Raw genomic sequence first — 18,672 nt, forward strand, 5'->3', positions numbered from 1 at the left:
TCAGGCCGCCAGTCCGACGGGGGTGCGCACGAAGGGCACGAATCCCGGCAGCGCCTCCACGCGCGCCAGCCAGGCCTGCACGGCGGCATAGGGAGCCAGGTCCACGTTGCCTTCCGGCGCGCGGGCGATATAGCTGTACAGCGCCACATCGGCGATGGTTGGCGCTGCGCCCGTGATCCAGCTGGCCGCCTTCAGCTGCGCCTCGATCAGGCCCAGGATGCGGTGGGCGCGCTCGATCATCGCCGTCGTATCGTCCTTGCGGCCGAAAAGCTGCACGATACGCGCGGCGGCCGGACCATGGGCGATCTCCCCTGCCGCCACCGACAACCAGCGCTGCACAGCCGCCGCACCGGCTGCATCCTCCGGCAGCCACTGCTGGCCGTAGCGCTTCGCCAGATAGACGAGGATCGCATTCGAATCGCCGATATGGCGGCCATCGTCCTCCAGCACTGGAATCTGGCCGAAAGGATTCATGGCCAGGAACTCCGGCGACTTGTGCTCCGCCTTCGTGATATCGACCAGCTTCAGCTCGAACGCCAGGCCGAGCAGGCCGAGGAACAGATGCACACGGTGAGCGTGGCCGGACAGCGGATGGTAATAAAGCTTCATGGTGGCTCCTTGTTGTCAGAAACCACAGTTTGACCATACCGGCACAAAAATAGAATCACCGCCAAAAGCAATTCACCATTCCGCCCAGCGAAACATTTCTTAAAGGGGACAGACCCCTTTAAGAAATATTGCTTAAAGGGGTCTGTCCCCTTTAAGGAATAACTTCGAAGAGGAGGAATTGGGTGACCTGGCGGGCGCTGAAGTTGTCGTCGGAGACGAAGACCAGGGTGTCGTGGCCGTTCGGCAGTTTGGGACCGAAACTGAAGCCTTCCACGTTGTCCAGCACTGGCAGGCGCAGCGTGTCGAAGTCGAGGACCAGGCGCTTGGCGGCGGGCGTGAAGCGTGCCCCCTGCAGCGAGTCCATATGCTGCACGTCCGTCGCGCTGCGCACGTCCATTTCGTAGAGGCGGACGTAGTTGCGGTATTTGCCGCTCGCGGCCTGCACTGCCGACCGTTCGAGCACCAGCACCGAGTGCGCGCCGTTTGCAACGATTTCCGATACGCCGTTGTCGGCCGCCTTGCCCAGGCCCGGCCGGTCTGGAATCGCTTCGATGGGATAGACATATTGCGCCAGAACGCGGCCGCTGCGGTCCATCTGCGTGATGCGGGACAGGCCGCCGTGCTCCGGCGTGGGAACGGGGCCATCCTGGTACAGCGGCGCCTCCATCGCCAGCCACAGGCTGCGCCCGTCCGGGGCGAAGCTGAGGCCTTCGAAAGAAAGATTGGTGCGCGCGCCGTGCTCCTGTCCCGGGCCGGCCAGGAACATCGCAGGCAGCTGAATCTCGCGGATAAAGCTGCCATCCGGCTTCGCCTGCCGCAGGAAGGGTTCCTGGATCAGGCGCCGGTCCCCTTCGCTGGCGTACCATACCGTGCCGTCCTGCGGATCGATGCGTACGGCTTCGATATCGGCCACCGTCTGGTGATGGATATTGTCTTTTGCGTCCGGATAGGTGCTGCCGTCTTCCTGCCTGAAGAACCCCGAACCGGTGATCGTTACGGCGTCGAAGGAGGCGGCGCCGAAGCGCAGCTCCGCCTTGTAGAAGCGCGAGGGGTTGATGATGGAGCGGTCGTCGCTGGCGATGATCCAGCTGCCGGTGGACGCATCGTAGTCGAAGCCGGAGAGGCCGCCGACCGTGGTGCCGCCGAATTGCTGCTTCAGGGGGATGCGCTGCTCGCCAATGAAACGCAGGCTGCCGACGCGGTGCGCGGGGTCTGTGGCGCCGGGCGCTGCGCAGCCGGCCAGCAGGCTGGCGAGGCAGACGGCGCCTGCCAGCGCGGTGAAACTCTTCATGGATGTCATTGGTGTCGGGTTCGGGTAAGCCACCGCTCCATGAGCGCGGCAGCTCGACATTATGCACGATGCGGCGGCAGGCCGCTTTTTTCCTTCAGTAGACTTCCTTCGCCGCCGCACGCACCGCCGAAAGCAGGAGATTGGCGCCGGGCGACAGCAGATGGTCCTGCTGGCGGACGATGCCGAAGGCGTCCATCTTGAACGGCAGCTCGATCGGCAGAATGGACAGCACATTCAGCGACTGGTAGTAGCGCGCCACATCCACCGGCATCACGTGCAGGAAGTCCGTCTGCTGCAGCAAGGCCGTAATCAGCAGCAGCGCCGTGGTGTCGACCACGTTGGCGGGCGGCTCCAGCCCCGCGCGGCGGAACATCATGTCGCAGCGGTGGCGGAGGATGCTGCCCTGAGGCGGCAGAATCCACGGGTAGCCCGCGATCTCCTTCAGGTTCAGGCTCGCCTTGTCCATCAGCGGGTGGCCCACGCGCGCAACGGCACACGCGGGTTCCTCCGTCAGTTCTTCGTAAATGAGGCTGGAGCTGTTCTCGCGTTCCAGCACCCGGCCGATCATGAAGTCCAGCGTGCCCCGCTCCAGCATGTCCAGCAGCGTGTTCGATGGCTCGAGGTGGACGCCGATGCGCAGCAGAGGCGCGGTCTGCTTGACGCGCGCAATGGCTTGCGGCAGCAGCGACATGGCGGGCGTCATGATCACGCCAACCTCCACCTGCCCCGCCAGGCCTGCCTTCAGGGCCAGCACGTCGTCGTGCGCTAGGGAGAGGCTGGTGAGGGCCATGCGGGCGTGGCGTATCATCGTTTCGCCGTACAGCGTGGGCTCCATGCCGCGCGGCAGGCGCTCGAAGAGCTTCACGTCCAGCATCTCTTCGAGGTCCCGGATCTGCTTCGAGGCGGCGGGCTGCGTCATGTGCAGCGCTTCGGCCGCGCGGTGGACGTTCCGGTGTTCGTCCAGCGCGATCAGCAGCAGCAGGTGGCGTGTCTTGAGGCGGGCCCGCAGGAACCAGTTGGGATTGAGTGTCTCCATCGGCAGATCATATCATTGCCGAATCACCTTGCAGCCCGGACCGGGGTTGGGCGCAGGTCCATCCGCCGTCTGCGGCACGAAGGCGATGGTCCCGTCGCTCAGGTAGCGCAGCTCTTCCACCGCCACGGAGCGGCGGTATTCTCCGCCGCCGGGAAGCCTGGCGTTGTGGTAGAAGATATAGGACTTGCCGTTGAAGTCCACGATGGCGTGATGAATCGTCTTCACGCCTTCGTTCTTCTTCATGATCACGCCACGGTAGGTCCACGGTCCGGTGGCGCTCGGCCCCGTCGCATAGGCTGTCTCTTCGGGGAACTCGCGCGACCAGGAAAGGTAGTAGACGCTCTTGTGCTTGTGCAGGTAGGAGGCTTCCTCGAACTTGTCCACGCCCACCGTGTGAATCGGGCCATCCAGTTCCACCATGTTCGGCTTGAGTTTCGCGTATTTCAGCACGCGGTTGCCCCAGTACAGATAGGCCTGGCCGTTATCGTCGATGAACACGGCGGGGTCGATGTCGTCCCAGGAGATATCCGTTTCCTTCGTCATGTCGTTCGTGACAAGCGCCGTGCCGCGCGCATCGCGGAAAGGTCCCGTGGGGCTGTCGGACACCGCCACGCCAATCGCCTTTCCAGGAACCGCCTTGTGCTCCACTGTCGCATAGAAGTAGTACTTTCCATCGCGCCTGGCGATGTCGGAAGCCCAGGCGTCGGCCTTGGCCCAGCCGAAGGTCTGCACGTTCAGGGGCGAGCCATGTTCGGTCCAGTTCTTCATGTCGCAGGAGGAGTAGACCCGCCACTCGCGCATCAGGTAGTCCTTGCCGCCTGCGGGCGCATCATCCTTGCCTACGTAGAGGTAGACGCGGCCGCCATCCACCAGCGCGGCCGGATCGGCCGTATACAGCTTGGGAAACAGCGGATTCGCCGCCTGCGCGAGCATACAGGCCGCAGCCAGAAGGCCGCCCAGCGTCTGCTTGATCATGATGTCTCCTTATTGTTGTTGCGAGCGGGACGAGAGCAGGCGCTGCACCACGCAGAATAGGAACAGCAGGCCGCCGATGACGATTTTCGTCCACCAGGAGCTGAGGGTGCCGTCGAAGGCGATGAGGGTCTGGATGGTGCCCAGCACCAGCACGCCGGACAGGGCGCCCGCAACATAGCCGCAGCCGCCCGTGAGCAGCGTTCCGCCGATGACGACGGCCGCAATGGCGTCGAGCTCCATGCCCTGCGCATGCTGGCCGTAACCGGACAGCATGTAGAAGGAGAACAGCACGCCGCCCAGCGCCGCGCACAGGCCGGAAAAGCCGTAGACGAGGATCTTGTTGCGGCCCACGGCAAGCCCCATCATCAGGGCCGACTGCTCGTTGCCGCCGATGGCGTAGATGGCGCGGCCGAAGGCCGTGCGGCGCGAGACATAAATGCCTGCTGCAAGCACCGCCAGCGCAATGGCCGCGGCGGGCGAAATGAAGCCACCCAGCACACCAAGCTGGGTCTGCGACATCGTCACGAACAGCGGATTGTCGATGGTGATGGATTCAACGCTGATCAGGTAGCACAGGCCGCGCGCCAGGAACATGCCCGCCAGCGTGACGATGAAGGGCTGCAGCTGGAAGAAGTGGATGAACGCGCCCATTCCGGCGCCGAAGGCAAAGCCCATCGCCAGCACGGCCGCGATCACCGCCAGCGGCGGCCAGTGCGCCACGTTCAGCAGCCACGCCGCCACCATCGTGGCCAGTGCCAGCACCGATCCCACGGACAGGTCGATGCCGCCGGAGAGAATGACGAAGCTCATGCCCACCGCGATCACCAGCAGGTGCGCATTGTCGATGAGGAGGTTCAGCATCACCTGCCAGGAGAGGAAGCCTGGATAGGCCGCGCCTCCGGCCAGCAGCAGCACTGCCAGCAGCAGCACGGTGACCAAGGAAGTGAAGTACGGCGCAGCCGTGAGGCTGGCGGGTCTGTTCAGGATGGCGTTCATCGGCGAATCTTCACTGCGGACTGGGAGAGGCAGACGGCAAACACGACGATTGCCTTGACGACCATGTTCACTTCCGGCGGCACGCCGAGGGAGTATATGGTGTAGGTCAGCGTCTGGATGATGAGGGCGCCGATCATGCTGCCAGCCAGGCTGAATTTGCCGCCGGCGAGCGAGGTGCCGCCCAGCGTCACGGCGAGGATCGCGTCGAGCTCCAGAAGCAGGCCTGCGTTGTTCGCGTCCGCGCTCTTGATGTTGGAGCTGATCATGAGGCCTGCCAGGCCTGCGCAGGCGGAGCAGAACACGTAGACGAAGAAGATCAGCGTGGCAGTGCGGATGCCCGCCAGGCGCGAGGCGATGGGATTGATGCCTACCGACTGGATGAAGAGGCCCAGCGCCGTCTTCTTCAACAGCATCCCCACCACCAGCAGCACGGCCGCCACCACCCAGAGGGCAAAGGGAATGCCCAGCAGGTAGCCGCTGCCGAGGAAGAAGAAAGGCTGGTAATAGACGGTGACGATCTGGCCGTCCGTCAGCAGTTGGGCGAGGCCCCTGCCCGCCACCATCAGGATCAGCGTGGCCACGATGGGCTGGAGCTTCAGCCCCGCCACCAGCACGCCGTTCCAGGCGCCGCACAGAAGGGCTGCGCCCATCGCTGCCGCCAGGGCCAGGGGCATGGGGGTGTTGGCGACGTATTCCGGCACGCCGTTGTTCACCACCATGGTTCCCCCGACCAGCATGCAGGCCATGGTGCCGGAAAGCGCGACCACGGCGCCCACCGAAATATCGATGCCGCGCGTGGCGATCACCAGGGTCATGCCCAGGGCCGCCAGCATCAGGGGCGCGGCGCGGTTGACGATGTCGATCAGGGGGCCATACAGGTGCCCGTCGCGCACTTCCAGCCGGAAAAAGCCGGGAATGAAGACGAGGTCCAGCAGCAGCAATGCGAACAAGGCCAGCAGGGGCTTGGCCAGCGGATGCTTCAGGAGCGCCAGCGGTGCTGGAGCGTTTGGCGCAGCGGCTTTCAGCGAGCTTACGTTCATGCGCCCTCTCCCGCGATCACCTGCAGCACGGTTTCCTCATTCAGTTCACCGCGCGCATACTCGCCGCAGTGCACGCGGTCGCGCAGCACCACCATGCGGTCGCTCACGCGCAGCACTTCCGGCAGCTCGGAGGAGATGAACAATATCGACATGCCCTTGCGGCACAGCGTCGTCACGTAATCCATGATCTCCTGCTTGGCGCGGACATCGATGCCGCGCGTGGGTTCGTCCAGTATCATCAGCCTGGGGTCCGTCGCCAGCCAGCGCGCGAGGAGCACCTTCTGCTGGTTGCCGCCGGAGAGCGATCCGATCGGCGTTTCGATGCTGGCGGTCTTGATGCCCAGCCATTTCACGTAGTCCTCGGCCAGCTGCTGCTGGCGCCGGAATGGAATCGCGCGCAGCACGCCCGCCTTCGCCTGCAAGGCCAGCACGAGGTTTTCCCGTACCGAGAGCGAAAGGATTGCGCCTTCGAGCTTCCTGTCTTCGGAGCAGAAGCCGATACCCGCGGCGATGGCGTCGCGCGGCGTGGCGAAGGTTTCCTCGCTGCCGCCGATGGCGATGCTGCCGCTGTCCGCCTTGTCCGCGCCGAACAGCAGCCGCGCAAGCTCGGTGCGGCCGGAGCCCAGCAGGCCGGCGAGGCCGAGCACTTCGCCCAGGCGGATATCCAGGTCGACAGGCGTCAGTGCGCCCTTGCGCCCAAGACCTTTTGCGGAAAGCAGCACCGGGGCATCCGGAGCGGGGGCCTGCGCCGGCGCGGGAACCTCTGGGGCGTCAGCCGCGTTTGCGGGCGCGCCGATCATCTTGTTCACCAGCGCGAGCCGCGACAGTTCGCTGGCGGGATACTCCCCTTCCCGCTCGCCATTGCGCATGACGGTGATGCGGTCCGAAATGGCGTAGGTCTGCTCCAGGAAGTGCGTGACGAAGAGGATCGCCATGCCCTGCTCGCGCAGCCTGCGCAACACGCGGAACAGAAGCTGCACCTCCGCCTCATCCAGGCTGGAGGTAGGTTCGTCCAGGATCAGCACTTTGGACGAAATGTTCAGGGCGCGCGAAATCGCCACCATCTGCTGGATCGCCAGCGGATAGCGCGCCAGCGGCGCCGTCACGTCGATATCGATTTCCAGTTGCTTCAGCAGCGCCGATGCCTGCTCTCGCATGGCGCGCCAGTCCACCCCGAACCAGGTTTTCGGATAACGCCCGATGAAGATATTCTCGGCCACCGAGAGATTGGGGCAGAGATTCACCTCCTGGTAGACGGTGCTGATGCCCAGCTGCTGCGCCTCCAGCGTGGACGCAGGCTGCACGGCCCGGCCTTCGAGCAGGATGCTGCCCGCGTCCGGCGCATACACCCCCGTCAGCACCTTGATCAGCGTGGACTTCCCGGCGCCGTTCTGGCCCATCAGCGTGTGCACTTCGCCGGGGAAGAGGCGCAGGCCCGCGTCGGACAGCGCCTTCACGCCGGGGAAGGCCTTGTGAATGCCGGCCAGTTCCAGCACCGGCGTGTTTGATTCAGCCATCGGGGAAGCGATCAGTATTTACGGTTCGGGAATTCTTTGGCGGCCACTTCGGCGGGGAATACCTTCTCTTCCGTCACGATGCGCTTGGGCAGCGGCTTGCCCGCCACCACGTCCTTCGCGGCCTGCATCAGCTGTGGGCCAAGCAGGGGGCTGCATTCCACGGATACGTTCATCTTCCCGAGCATCATGGCCTCGAACGCGCCCTTCACGCCGTCGATGGAGACGATGACGATATCCTTGCCCGGCTTCAGGCCCGCCTCCTCGATGGCCTGGATGGCGCCGATGGCCATGTCGTCATTGTGCGCGTACAGCACGTTGATACTGCGGCCGTTCGCCTTGAGGAAGGCTTCCATCACTTCCTTGCCCTTGGCGCGGGTGAATTCGGCCGTCTGCGTGCGGATGATCTTCAGCTGCGGATTGCCCTTGATGACTTCCTCGAAGCCCGTCTTGCGGTCGATCGCGGGCGCCGAGCCCACCGTGCCTTGCAGCTCCACGATATTGAAGGTCTTGCCCGGCTGCTTCTTCGCGTAGTCGGCCAGCCAGCGGGCAGCGCGGCGCCCCTCTTCCACGAAGTCGGAGCCGATCAGGGTCACGTACAGGGATTTGTCCGCCACGTTGACGTCGCGGTCGGTCAGGATGACAGGGATTTTTGCTGCCTTGGCCTCGCGCAGCACCGTGTCCCAGCCCGATTCCACCACCGGCGAAAACGCGATCACGTCCACCTTCTGGGCAATGAAGGAACGGATGGCCTTCACCTGGTTTTCCTGGCGCTGCTGTGCATCCGCGAATTTGAGCGTCACTCCGGCCTTTTTGGCGGCATCCTTGATCGACACGGTGTTCGCCGTGCGCCATTCGCTTTCCGCGCCCACCTGCGAGAAGCCGATCACGAGAGGTTTGGCGGCGTAGGCGCTGCCAGCCAGGCCAAGCGCGATGGCGCCTGCGATAAAGGTCCTGCGAGTGAGGGTCATACCTGTCTCCATTGTGTTCTTGAGCCTATAGTAGGGGAAAACCACCATACCAATCTAATCACTTTTTCGAGGCGAGCTATACCTGTTTTGTTATCGCAACAGCCTCAAGCCGTACAATCCACCCGCCACGGAACCGGGACGGGCGACAAATTTGACTTCCAGCTTGCCATTCTCGGCGGCGCCGAGCGGCAAGGCAATATCACGCGTGTAGAACGCCTGCCCTTCCCTCGCCAGCTCGATGGCCTGAAGGGGCCGGCCGTTCAGCAGGATATCGAACTTCCGGCCCGCGTCGGCGGAAGCGAAGGTGAGGCGCAGCGTGCGCGCGGCCCCTTCGCGGTCCGTCAGCTGGTAGCTGAACCACCGGCTCGCGTGGCGCCAATGGAGGCCGCTGTTGATACCCGCGTCCGCGCCCTCGCCCTGGAAGAAATGGTCAGATTCGGGCTGCTGCTCGCCGGGCGCCACCTGGTCAATGGTCCTGGCATCCAGGGCCAGGCGCTCGGCTTCGGCGGCTGCCGTGGCCTGCTTCATCTGCGCCAGGCCTGCGCTGGTCGTGGTCTGCCAGTACAACATGTAGCGCGAATCGTGCAGGCGGAAGAAGGGAATGAAGCGGATGGACGACGCATCCTTGCCCTGCACAAGGCCGTGCGCCGTGAAGGTCAGGGGCTGGCCTTTGACGGGCTTGAACTTGTCCAGGAAGTCCTTCGCATCGCTCACGAACAGCGGCGCCGCCTCCTGGGGGCACACCGGGCCGCCGGCAATGTGGCCCATGCGCGAATCGTCGGCTACGAAGTTGAGCTTTTCGTGGACGAAGGGCGCCGTTTTCGCGGCCAGCACAACGGGACCGTGCAGCACGGCGTAGTAGTTCGAGCGGTCCGGCATCTGCTCCAGGGTGGTGCGCATCGGCAGCTTCAGGTCCACGGTATCGCCCTTGCGCCAGTTGCGCGCCAGCTCGATATAGCCACCCGGCGCCCCGCTGACTGCCTGCGGTTTTCCGTTGATGCGCACTTTGAGCGCGCCCTTCTCCACCCATGCGGGATAACGGATTTTGAGCGTGAAGCGCTGCGCCCCGCCGATGGTCAGCCGCGTGGTATCGCTGTCCGGGAAGCTGCCCGTCTGCGTGATGGTGACGCCGTGCGCCTTCCAGTTCAGGCGCGAGGGAATGAACAGGTTCACATAGAGGACGCCGTTCTCGTGGGCATAGATGAACTCACCGTACTTGGCGTGGCTTTCGACGCCCGAGCCCACGCAGCACCACATGCCCTTGTCCACATCGGAATACACGCGGTAGTGGTTGGCGCGCATGGGAGTGAAGTAGACGAAGCCGCCGGTTCCCGGATGCTGGGAAGCGAGAATGTGGTTGTACAGCGCGCGTTCGTAATAGTCGCCGTAGCTGGCCTTCGGCTCCTGCATGTAGAGGCGCTCGGTCAGCTTCAGCATATTGTAGGTGTTGCAGGTTTCCGGCCCCTCCACTTCGGTGGCCATGGACGAGAAATCCTTATCGTCGTGGAAGTGCTCCTTGACGCTGTTGCCGCCGATGGCCACAGTGCGGTGGTCGTGAACAGTCTTCCAGAAGAAGTCGGCGGCTTCGTGGTATTTGCGGTCGCCCGTCATTTCCGCGATGCGCTGAAAACCGATCACTTTGGGGATCTGGGTGTTGGCGTGCAGGCCGGTGAGCTGGTCCCTGCCCTCTTCCAGCGGCTTCAGGATGGCCTGGTGGGAGAAGCGCATGGCCAGAGCGAGATATTTTCTTTCGCCCGTGATCTCGGCCACGTCAGCGAGAATCTCGTTCATGCCCCCGTGCTCGGCGCGCAGCATCTGCTGCATCTGCTCGTCGCTGAGATGCGTGCTGAGGGCCAGCGCCCAGTCGGACATGGCGACCAGCATTGTTCTGGCGTGTTGATTCCCGGCGTACTTCCATGCATCGCGCAGGCCCGCATAGAGCTTGTGGAGGTTGTACCACGGGACCCACTTGCCGTTGACGCTGAAGTTATCGGCATGCAGCTTGCCGCTGGCAATGTCCTGCCACGCGGCGGCACCGCCGGGAATGCCGCCCAGGTAGCCGTCCGGCTGCTGGCACTTCTGCAGCTCGGCCACGAAATAATTCAGGCGGCGCAGGACTTCTTCGTCACCCGTCGATGCGTACATGAGCGCCAGCGCAGAGAGATAGTGGCCTCCCATGTGGCCATCCAGCCCGCTTGACTCCCAGTTGCCGTAGGATGGCTTGGGCATCGGCTGGCCGGCTTCGCGGCGGAATGGCGCAAGCAGGCGGTCCGCGTCCAGCGCAAGAATGTAGCGCAGGTCCGTGTCCTGGGCTTGGAGGAAGGGGCCGGGCAGCAGGCGAACATCCTGCAGGGGAAACAGGTCGGCCGCCGCCGCACCCTGTGCCGCCAGCAGGCCAGCCAGTACCAGGGCGCGCATCATTGCAGCTGCCCGCTCTGGTAGCGGTTCAGGTCTGCCGGATCGACGGCGGGCCAGCCAGCGGCGTCCCACTTCATCTCCAGCACCTTGAGCTTCTGCACGTACTTGTCCGACGTTTCATAGGCATGCAGGACCATGTAGTCCTTGCCGCCCAAAGTATAAGCGCTGTTGTGGCCGAGCGCTTTCCAGGCGCTGTCGCCACGGATCACGACCGTGCCGCCGCCCTTCGCCATGTCCCTGCCCTCCTTGTCCAGGAAGGGCCCCGTGACTTCGCGCGAACGGCCGACAGCCACGTGATAGGTGCTCTTCTCCTTCTGGCAGCACAGCCCCCAGGACACGAACAGGTAGTACCAGCCGTTCTTCCGGAAGATGAAAGGCGCCTCGATATCGTCCGGCTGGCGGTTCTCGCGCGCGGCAATGGTCTTCCATTCCTGCGGCTCGGCCGGAAGGGTCCAGTCCGCATTCAGCTTGAACATCTTGATGCCGGACCAGAAGGAGCCGAAGGCCATCCACGCATTACCTTTTCCATCCTCGATTACATTGGGGTCGATGGCATTCCAGTCGTCGCGTTGCGGCACGGACTGCACAACAATGCCCTGGTCCTCCCATTTGTAGTCCGGGGAGCGCGGGTCTAGCGTCCGATTGACCGTCACGCCGATGGCCGAGGTGTTCTTGCCGAAGGCGGACACCGAGTAGTAAAGGTAGTACTTGCCGTTATGGTGCTGGATGTCCGGCGCCCACACGTGGCCATCGAAAGTGGGCGCCACGCGCTTTGCCCAGGAAGGCTCGTGCGGGAAAACGCGGCCTTCGGGGCGCCAGTTCCTCATGTCCTGCGACGAATAGAAGCTGATGCCCGGCCCGGTGCTGAAGACATAGTAGGTATTGCCCTCTTTCGCCATGACCGGGTCGTGCACCTGCACCTGGGCTGCCTGCGCCATGCCGATGGCAGGCGCCAGGACGAACAGGCCCGCTGCGGCCAGGCCGCGGAACACCGCAGCGCGTTTCATGGCGATCACTCCACGGCGCCGACGAGCACGGACTTCGCGGGCAGCTTCACCACCACCTTGCCGCCGCTGGCCGCAGCGCTGAACGGCGCGGGCTTCACGGCTTCAGGATGGGCAAAGGTGTTGTGCGCATCCATTGCCTGGGCGGTCAGAACCTGGCCAGTCAGCTTGCCCGCCTTTGCGCCGGACAGGTTCACCGTCACGTCCACCGCCTTGTTCGGGTTGGTGTTCACCAGGGCCACGTAGACCTTGCCGTCCTTGGCGCGGGCAGCCGATGCGCTCACCTGCGGCACGGTGGTCGAACCCAGCGTGTACTTGCCGTTGTTCGAGATCTTTGCCGGAAGATAGGTCGCGTCCTGGAACGGCACATACATCTTGTAGGCGTGATAGGTCGGCGTGAGCAGCATCTTGTCCTTGTCGGTCAGGATCATGGCCTGCAGCACGTTCACCATCTGCGCGATATTGGTCATGCGCACGCGGTCGGCGTGGTCGTGGAAGATGTTGAAGTTCAGCGCCGCCACCACCGCATCGCGCAGGGAGTTCTGCTGGAACAGGAAACCAGCGTTCGTGCCCGGCTCAACGTCGTACCAGGTGCCCCATTCGTCCACGTAGAAGCCGATCTTCTTCTGCGGATCGTTCTTGTCCATCACGGCGACATTCTTTCTGATCGAAGCGTCCATCACCAGGGTGTTCTTGATAGTGGAGATCCACTCGTTTTCCTGGAAGCCGGTAGCGGCGCCCTTCTTCTCCCATACGCCGGTCGGAAGAGTGTAGTAGTGGTAGCTGATGCCGTCAACATTGCTTTTCAACTTGCTCAGCGCGTCGGTCCACGCGGTGCTGCTGTCGTTGCCGCCGCTGGCGATCAGCTTCGGACGGCTTCCCGGCGGCGCTTTCAGGAACACGGTGGCGGTCTTGTAGAGCTGCGTGTAATGTTCGGGCGACATCTCGCCGCCGCAGCCCCAGGCCTCGTTACCGATGGCGAAGTAATCCACCTTCCATGGCTTGTCGCGGCCGTTCTTGCGGCGCAGTTCGGCCAGCGTCGACTTGCTGTCAGACGTCATGTACTCGATCCATTCCGCCATTTCCTGGTTGGAGCCGGTGCCCAGGTTGCCGTTCACGTAGACTTCCGCCCCCAGCTGTTCGGCCAGGTCGAAGAATTCATGGGTGCCGACAGCATTGCTCTCTTCCACGCCGCCCCAGTTGGTATTGACCTTCACCGGACGCTTGTCGCGCGGGCCGATGCCGTCGCGCCAGTGGTATTCGTCGGCAAAGCAGCCGCCCGGCCAGCGCACCAGCGGCACGTGCATGTCCTTCAGGGCGCCGATCACGTCGTTGCGCCAGCCCCTGGTGTTGGGGATCTTCGAATCGGGACCAACCCACATGCCCTCATAGATACCCGCGCCCAGGTGCTCCGCGAACTGGCCGTAAATATTCTTGTTGATGACGGGACCCGGCTTGGCCGTGTCGATGGTCACGCTCACCTGGGCGAACGCTGCACCGCTGGCGGCGATGCCGAGGGCGAGGATGGTCTTCTTGAACATGCTGTCTCCTGTTGTTATCGTTACTTGAAGGTGGCCACGAAGCCGCCATGTGGCTTGATGGTGATCCGCGTGGCTTTCGCCGCGCCGATATCGGACTGGATGAAGCTGCGCTCTCCCGCTCCATCCGTAATGAGCTTGCCCCGCTTGCCGATGAAGGCGAGGTCGAGGGTCAGGGTCATTTCACTGCCGCTGCCGTTGAAGCCCGCGACGTACCAGGCCTTGCCCGCGCGGCGCGCGATCACTGCATACTCGCCCGGGAAGCCGTCGACGAACCTGCTGTCGTCCCAGCTGCGCGGCAGCTCGCGCAGGAAGCTCTTCACGTAGGCTGGCGCCGTAGCCATGCCTTCGGGGATCTCGGCGAAGTGCTGGATGCCGGACACGAAGAGCACCGATTCGGCCAGTTCGAAGCCGTTGCGCGTGGTGCGCCTGATGTTCGGGATATCGCCGAAGACCATGGGCGTGAAGTCCATGGGATCGAAGAGGTTGCGGGTGAAGGGAATCATCGCCGCGTGGGGCGCAACCGGGTCCTGGAGAGACTGGTCGAACGTGGCGAACTCGAAGCCGCGGATGGCCTCGGCCGTCATCAGGTTCGGCCAGGTGCGGGACCAGCCGCGCGGCAGCGTTGCACCGTGGAAGTTCACCAGCAGCTGCGCATCGTAGGCGTCCTTCAGGATATCCACGTAGTAGGCGATCATGGACTGGCCGTCGCCGCCAAAGAAGTCGACCTTGATGCCCTTGATTCCAATTTCGTGCAGACGCTTGAACTCGGCCACGCGCGATTCGCGGGTGAGCAGCTTGTCCTTGGGCGTCATGTCGGTATCGTTCCACGAACCGGCGGAGTTGTACCAGACCAGGATGCCGATGCCCTTTTTCTTCGCATAGCCCGCAAGCTCGCGCACCTTGTCGTAACCGATCTTCTGGTCCCAGAGGGCGTCGATCAGGGTGTAGTCCCAGTGCATGTCCGCCGCGTAGTCGATGAACTTCTTCTGGGTGTCGTAGTTCGTGAAATCGTCCTTCAGGATGGCCCAGCTCCATGAGGCATGGCCCGGCTTGATCCAGCTGGCGGCGGGCCGCGCGGCCGGTGCAGCGAGGTCGGTGCCCAGCGTGGAGTTCACCAGCGTATCGAGGCCACCAATGGCCATCACGCGCCACGGCGAAACCAGCTCTCCCTCGGCGTGCGCCAGCAAGGCTTCGCCGGGGCGCGCCTCCTCCGGCGCGGGTCCCGCAATGCGGTAGACGCCACCTTCGCTCCGGACCGCCAGGCGCGAGGCGTGGAAGCTGCCGTCCATGCCCGCCTCGGTCAGCGCAATCCAGTTGTCGCCGCTGCGGAACAGAGCAGGGAAAACCCAGCCCGCCATCGGCGACGGCGTACCGGCAGGGATATCCTTCTGCCAGTACTCCTCGTAGGAAGGGTTGGTACGCGCAAAGCCGGTCTTGGCAGCAGCCATGGGCTGCAGCCAGGCCCGCGCCGAAGGCGCGAAGGCAAAACCAGTGGCTTCGGACAGGAACTTCAGCTGCGGCCCGCGCACGGTGTAGCGGAAGGCCACGCCGTCGTTGGACACGCGGAAGGTCACATCGAGCGCCTGCTGCTGCGGATTGCGCAGCGTCCAGGTCTGCTCGTTGGCCACATAGCTGTTCTTGCGGCGCTTGCCTGTTGCGAGCTCATAGCTCTCGCGCACCGCGTGTACTGGCGACGCGGCGCCGAGCGAAAGCCTGTCCGCCAGATCCATGCCTTCGAGCTTCATGCCCAGCGGCGAAGGCAGCAGCACCTCTGCGCCATCGCGGCGCACGGCGTACCGGGCCTCGCCCTGCGGCGAAACAGTCACATCGACCGACAGACGCCCGTCCGGGCTGCTCAGCGCCGCGTAAGCGGGCAGGGATGCACCCAGCGCGAGTGCGAGGGCGGCTCTCTTGAAAAATGCCTTCATGATCAGATCCATCCCGCGTCGACGATGAACTCCTGCGCGGTGCACATGGCGCTGTCGTCGGCTGCCAGGAAGAGCACCATGGAGGAAACGTGTTCCGGCATCAGCATGCCCGGCAGGCACTGGGCCCTGGCGATTTCCGCCTTGGCCGCGTCGTCCACCCACAGGTCGAGCTGACGCTGTGTCATCACCCAGCCGGGCGTCACGGTGTTGACGCGGATGCCGTAGCCGCCCAGGTCGCGCGCCAGCGAGCGCGTAAGGCCGATCACGGCCGATTTCGATGTCGCGTAGACCGGATAACCCGCGCCCTTGGCATGGAAGGACATGGAGCTGATATTGATGATGGAGCCTCCGCCCTTCTTCCTCATGCCCGCAATCACGGACTGGCAGGTGAAGAACATGGGGCGCTGGTTGATGGCGATGCGCTGGTCCCAGTATTCGAGCGTGACTTCCTCCGCCTTGTGGCGCTGGTCGTTGGCGGCATTGTTGACCAGGACGTCGAAGTCGCCGATGTCCGCGGCCAGATCGGCCATGGTCTTCTGCAGCGCGGGGATATCGGTGATGTCGCAATGGCGGAACAGGGGGGCCGAGTGGCCTGCCGCCTTGATCTTCTCCACCAGCGCCTCGCTCGCATCGCGCAAGATGTCCACGAAGGCCACCTGCGCGCCCTGCTCCGCAAACGCCGTGACGATGGATTCGCCGATGCCGCTGCCGCCTCCCGTCACAAATACGCGCTTGCCGCGCAGGCTGCCAAACTTGGCCAGATCAGTCATGCTTTGTCTCCATTCTGTTCTTCTTAATCTTTCGTCAGCGCGCCGTCGCGGCGGCGCCAGATGCCGAGCGGGTTGCCGTCGCGCAGAGCCTCCGGCAACAGCGCCTGCGGAATATTCTGGTAGCACACGGGGCGCAGGAAACGGTTGATCGCACCAGTGCCCACCGAGGTGCTGCGGCCATCCGCCGTGGACGGGAAAGGTCCGCCGTGCACCATGGCCGTCGACACTTCCACGCCGGTGGGGAAGCCATTGGCCAGGATGCGGCCCACCTTGCGCTCCAGTACCGGCAGCAGCGCTTCGGCGGCTTCATAGTCGCCTTCGTCCAGCTGCAAGGTGGCGGTCAGCTGGCCTTCGAGGCGCTCGATCACGTTCTTCACTTCTTCCAGCGACTCGCAGGCCACGATCAGCGAGGCGGGACCGAACACTTCGTCCTGCAGCGCATGCGTCTTCAGGAAGTCCGATGCGCGGGACTGGAACAACGCGGGAGCGCCCTTGCCCTCTTCCTGCGCGGCCAGCGCTACGGTCTTGACGCAGGACTCGGCGGCGAGCTTCGCCACGCCTTCCTGGTAGGCGCCGGCGATACCGGGGGTCAGCATCACACCTGGAGCGGTGTTGCCCAGGGCTGCGGCGGCATCGGCCGCAAACTTGTCCAGCTCCGGCCCCGCCAGGCCGACGACCATGCCGGGATTGGTGCAGAACTGGCCCACGCCCAGGGTCAGCGAGGCGGCGAACTGCTGGGCGATGCTCTCCCCGCGCGCTGCCAGCGCCTTCGGCAGCAGGATCACGGGATTGATCGAGCTCATTTCGGCGTAGACCGGAATCGGCTGCGGACGCGCTGCGGCCACCGCCATCAGCGCCGTCCCGCCTGCGCGCGAACCCGTAAAGCCTACGGCCTGGATGGCAGGATGCGCCACCAGCGTGGTGCCGATATGGCGGCCGGTGCCGGTCAGCAGCGAGAACGTGCCCTTCGGCAGGCCGCAGCGTTCGACGGCGCGCGTGACGGCGCGGCCAACCAGCTCGGAGGTGCCCGGGTGGGCCGAGTGCGACTTCAGAACGACGGGGCAGCCCGCCGCAAACGCGGACGCGGTATCGCCGCCAGCCACGGAGAAGGCGAGCGGGAAATTGGAGGCGGCGAAGACGGCCACGGGGCCGACGCCGATGAGGCGCATGCGCAGGTCGGGACGCGGCGGGGTGCGATCGGGCAGCGGCGTGTCCAGGCGCGCATCCCGCCAGGAGCCCTCGCGCAGCAGGTCGGCGAAGAGTTTGAGCTGGTTCACCGTGCGGCCGCGCTCACCTTCCAGGCGTGCACGCGGCAGTCCGCTCTCGGCCATGGCCCGCCCGATCAGCTCATCGCCGAGGGCCACGATCTCTTCGCCCACGGTTTCCAGGAATTTTGCGCGTTCCACGTCCGATGTGGCGCGGAAGCTGTCGAAAGCCTCGCCTGCCAGGCGGCAGGCCTGGTCGATCTGTGCTTCGCTCACGGCGCTGAAGGCCGGTTCGATGTATTCGCGTTTCGCGGGATCGAAGGCCTTGACGCTGCTGCCCTCCCCTTTGACGGCCGCGCCGCCAATCAATGCTTCGCCGGTAATGGTCACAGTGGTTTCACTTTCGCATAAGAGGTTTCAACGACGGCCAGCGGATTGCGCAGCGCGGGGCCGAATACGGGAGCTTCGATTTCGAAGATCTCGCCGGGCTCGACGCTGATGCCGTCCGCGAAGCTCAGGGTCGCCGTGCCGAAGAAGTGGATGTGCACATCGCCAGGGCGCTTGAACAGGCCGTACTTGAAGTGGTGGTGCTCCAGGTTGGCGATGGTGTGGCTCATGTTCTGCTCACCGCTGACGAAAGGCTTCTCCCAGCGCAGCTTGCCGTCCTTGCCATACACGCGGGACACGCCCTCGACATGCCCAGGCAGTTCGCCCACCAGCAGGGCCGGGCCCACGCCGCAGGAGCGCAGCTTCGAGTGTGCGAGGTAGAGGTAGTTCTGGCGTTCGGTCACATGGTCGGAGAACTCGTTGCCGATGGCGAAGCCCACGCGGTAAGGCTGGCCGTCGTCGCCGATCACGTAGAGGCCTGCGATCTCGGGCTCTTCGCCGCCGTCCAGGGCAAAGTCCGGCATCCGCAGCGCCTGGCCGCTGGCGGCCACGATGGAGCCGTCACCCTTGTAGAACCACTCGGGCTGGGCGCCCGCGGCGCCTGCGGCGGGCTTGCCGCCTTCCACACCCAGGCGGAACATCTTCATGGAATCGCTCAGGGACTCGACGTCGCCGCCGATCTTCTTGTGCATGGCGTCGCGCGCGTCGGCGCTGCCCAAGTGGGTCAGGCCGGTGCCGGTCACATAGCAGTGAGCGGAATCCTCATGGTCCAGCGGCGGCAGCCAGGTCACGGTGGACGGGTCCACGATGGCGCCGCCTGCGCTGGCATCGGCCAGCGCAGCAAGGGACTTCCCGCCGCGAATGGCCGCCTGGGCCAGCGCATAGGTGGTCTTGTAGCCTTCGATCACGCGGATGCCTGCCTGTTCCAGCAGGCCCACGGCGCGTTCGCCAGCGGAGTTCTTGAATTGTACGAGCAGCATGGACTAG

General features: G+C 64.4%; 15 protein-coding genes. All 15 read right to left on the bottom strand.

Features of this window, described 5'->3' with window-relative positions; all coding sequences use genetic code 11:
• The 15 genes from LSQ66_RS11575 to araD1 all read right to left on the bottom strand — a co-directional run bounded on the left by LSQ66_RS11575 (position 1) and on the right by araD1 (position 18,665).
• Positions 1-609, bottom strand: a complete 609-nt coding sequence (locus LSQ66_RS11575) for a glutathione S-transferase family protein (RefSeq protein WP_231769925.1) — start codon at positions 607-609, stop codon at positions 1-3.
• A 151-nt stretch (positions 610-760) separates the two neighbouring features.
• Entirely contained in the window at positions 761-1,900 is a 1,140-nt protein-coding gene (locus LSQ66_RS11580; RefSeq protein WP_231769926.1) for an esterase-like activity of phytase family protein, read from the bottom strand.
• A gap of 94 nt (positions 1,901-1,994) precedes the next feature.
• Positions 1,995-2,936, bottom strand: a complete 942-nt coding sequence (locus LSQ66_RS11585) for a LysR substrate-binding domain-containing protein (protein WP_231769927.1) — start codon at positions 2,934-2,936, stop codon at positions 1,995-1,997.
• A gap of 12 nt (positions 2,937-2,948) precedes the next feature.
• Positions 2,949-3,911 (bottom strand): glycoside hydrolase family 43 protein, encoded by a 963-nt coding sequence (locus LSQ66_RS11590; RefSeq protein ID WP_231769928.1) that lies wholly within the window; start codon positions 3,909-3,911, stop codon positions 2,949-2,951.
• A 9-nt stretch (positions 3,912-3,920) separates the two neighbouring features.
• A complete protein-coding gene (gene yjfF, locus LSQ66_RS11595) occupies positions 3,921-4,907 on the bottom strand; it encodes a galactofuranose ABC transporter, permease protein YjfF (protein ID WP_231769929.1) in 987 nt (328 codons plus the stop codon).
• Positions 4,904-5,947, bottom strand: a complete 1,044-nt coding sequence (locus LSQ66_RS11600; protein ID WP_231769930.1) for an ABC transporter permease — start codon at positions 5,945-5,947, stop codon at positions 4,904-4,906. The genes yjfF and LSQ66_RS11600 overlap by 4 nt, the downstream gene beginning before the upstream one ends.
• The gene (locus LSQ66_RS11605; RefSeq protein ID WP_231769931.1) at positions 5,944-7,464 is read right to left on the bottom strand and encodes a sugar ABC transporter ATP-binding protein; all 1,521 of its coding nucleotides are present in this window, start codon (positions 7,462-7,464) and stop codon (positions 5,944-5,946) included. The genes LSQ66_RS11600 and LSQ66_RS11605 overlap by 4 nt, the downstream gene beginning before the upstream one ends.
• 11 nt (positions 7,465-7,475) lie before the next feature.
• The gene (locus LSQ66_RS11610) at positions 7,476-8,432 is read right to left on the bottom strand and encodes an ABC transporter substrate-binding protein (RefSeq protein ID WP_231769932.1); all 957 of its coding nucleotides are present in this window, start codon (positions 8,430-8,432) and stop codon (positions 7,476-7,478) included.
• A 90-nt stretch (positions 8,433-8,522) separates the two neighbouring features.
• Positions 8,523-10,853, bottom strand: a complete 2,331-nt coding sequence (locus LSQ66_RS11615; RefSeq protein ID WP_231769933.1) for a glycoside hydrolase family 127 protein — start codon at positions 10,851-10,853, stop codon at positions 8,523-8,525.
• A complete protein-coding gene (locus tag LSQ66_RS11620) occupies positions 10,850-11,857 on the bottom strand; it encodes an arabinan endo-1,5-alpha-L-arabinosidase (protein ID WP_307730261.1) in 1,008 nt (335 codons plus the stop codon). Before LSQ66_RS11620 ends, LSQ66_RS11615 begins: the two co-directional genes overlap by 4 nt.
• A gap of 5 nt (positions 11,858-11,862) precedes the next feature.
• Positions 11,863-13,395 (bottom strand): alpha-N-arabinofuranosidase, encoded by a 1,533-nt coding sequence (locus LSQ66_RS11625; RefSeq protein WP_231769934.1) that lies wholly within the window; start codon positions 13,393-13,395, stop codon positions 11,863-11,865.
• Positions 13,396-13,415: 20 nt separating this feature from the next.
• The gene (locus LSQ66_RS11630) at positions 13,416-15,323 is read right to left on the bottom strand and encodes a glycoside hydrolase family 97 protein (RefSeq protein WP_231769935.1); all 1,908 of its coding nucleotides are present in this window, start codon (positions 15,321-15,323) and stop codon (positions 13,416-13,418) included.
• 2 nt (positions 15,324-15,325) lie between these two features.
• Positions 15,326-16,093 carry an SDR family NAD(P)-dependent oxidoreductase gene (locus LSQ66_RS11635; protein ID WP_231769936.1) on the bottom strand — a complete coding sequence of 256 codons (768 nt, stop codon included), beginning with the start codon at positions 16,091-16,093 and terminating at the stop codon, positions 15,326-15,328.
• 23 nt (positions 16,094-16,116) lie between these two features.
• Entirely contained in the window at positions 16,117-17,688 is a 1,572-nt protein-coding gene (locus tag LSQ66_RS11640) for an aldehyde dehydrogenase (NADP(+)) (RefSeq protein WP_231769937.1), read from the bottom strand.
• Positions 17,685-18,665 carry an AraD1 family protein gene (gene araD1, locus LSQ66_RS11645; protein ID WP_231769938.1) on the bottom strand — a complete coding sequence of 327 codons (981 nt, stop codon included), beginning with the start codon at positions 18,663-18,665 and terminating at the stop codon, positions 17,685-17,687. The genes LSQ66_RS11640 and araD1 overlap by 4 nt, the downstream gene beginning before the upstream one ends.
• Positions 18,666-18,672 lie beyond the last annotated feature (7 nt).

The sequence above is a fragment of the Massilia endophytica genome (assembly GCF_021165955.1).
GTDB lineage: Bacteria > Pseudomonadota > Gammaproteobacteria > Burkholderiales > Burkholderiaceae_D > Rugamonas > Rugamonas endophytica.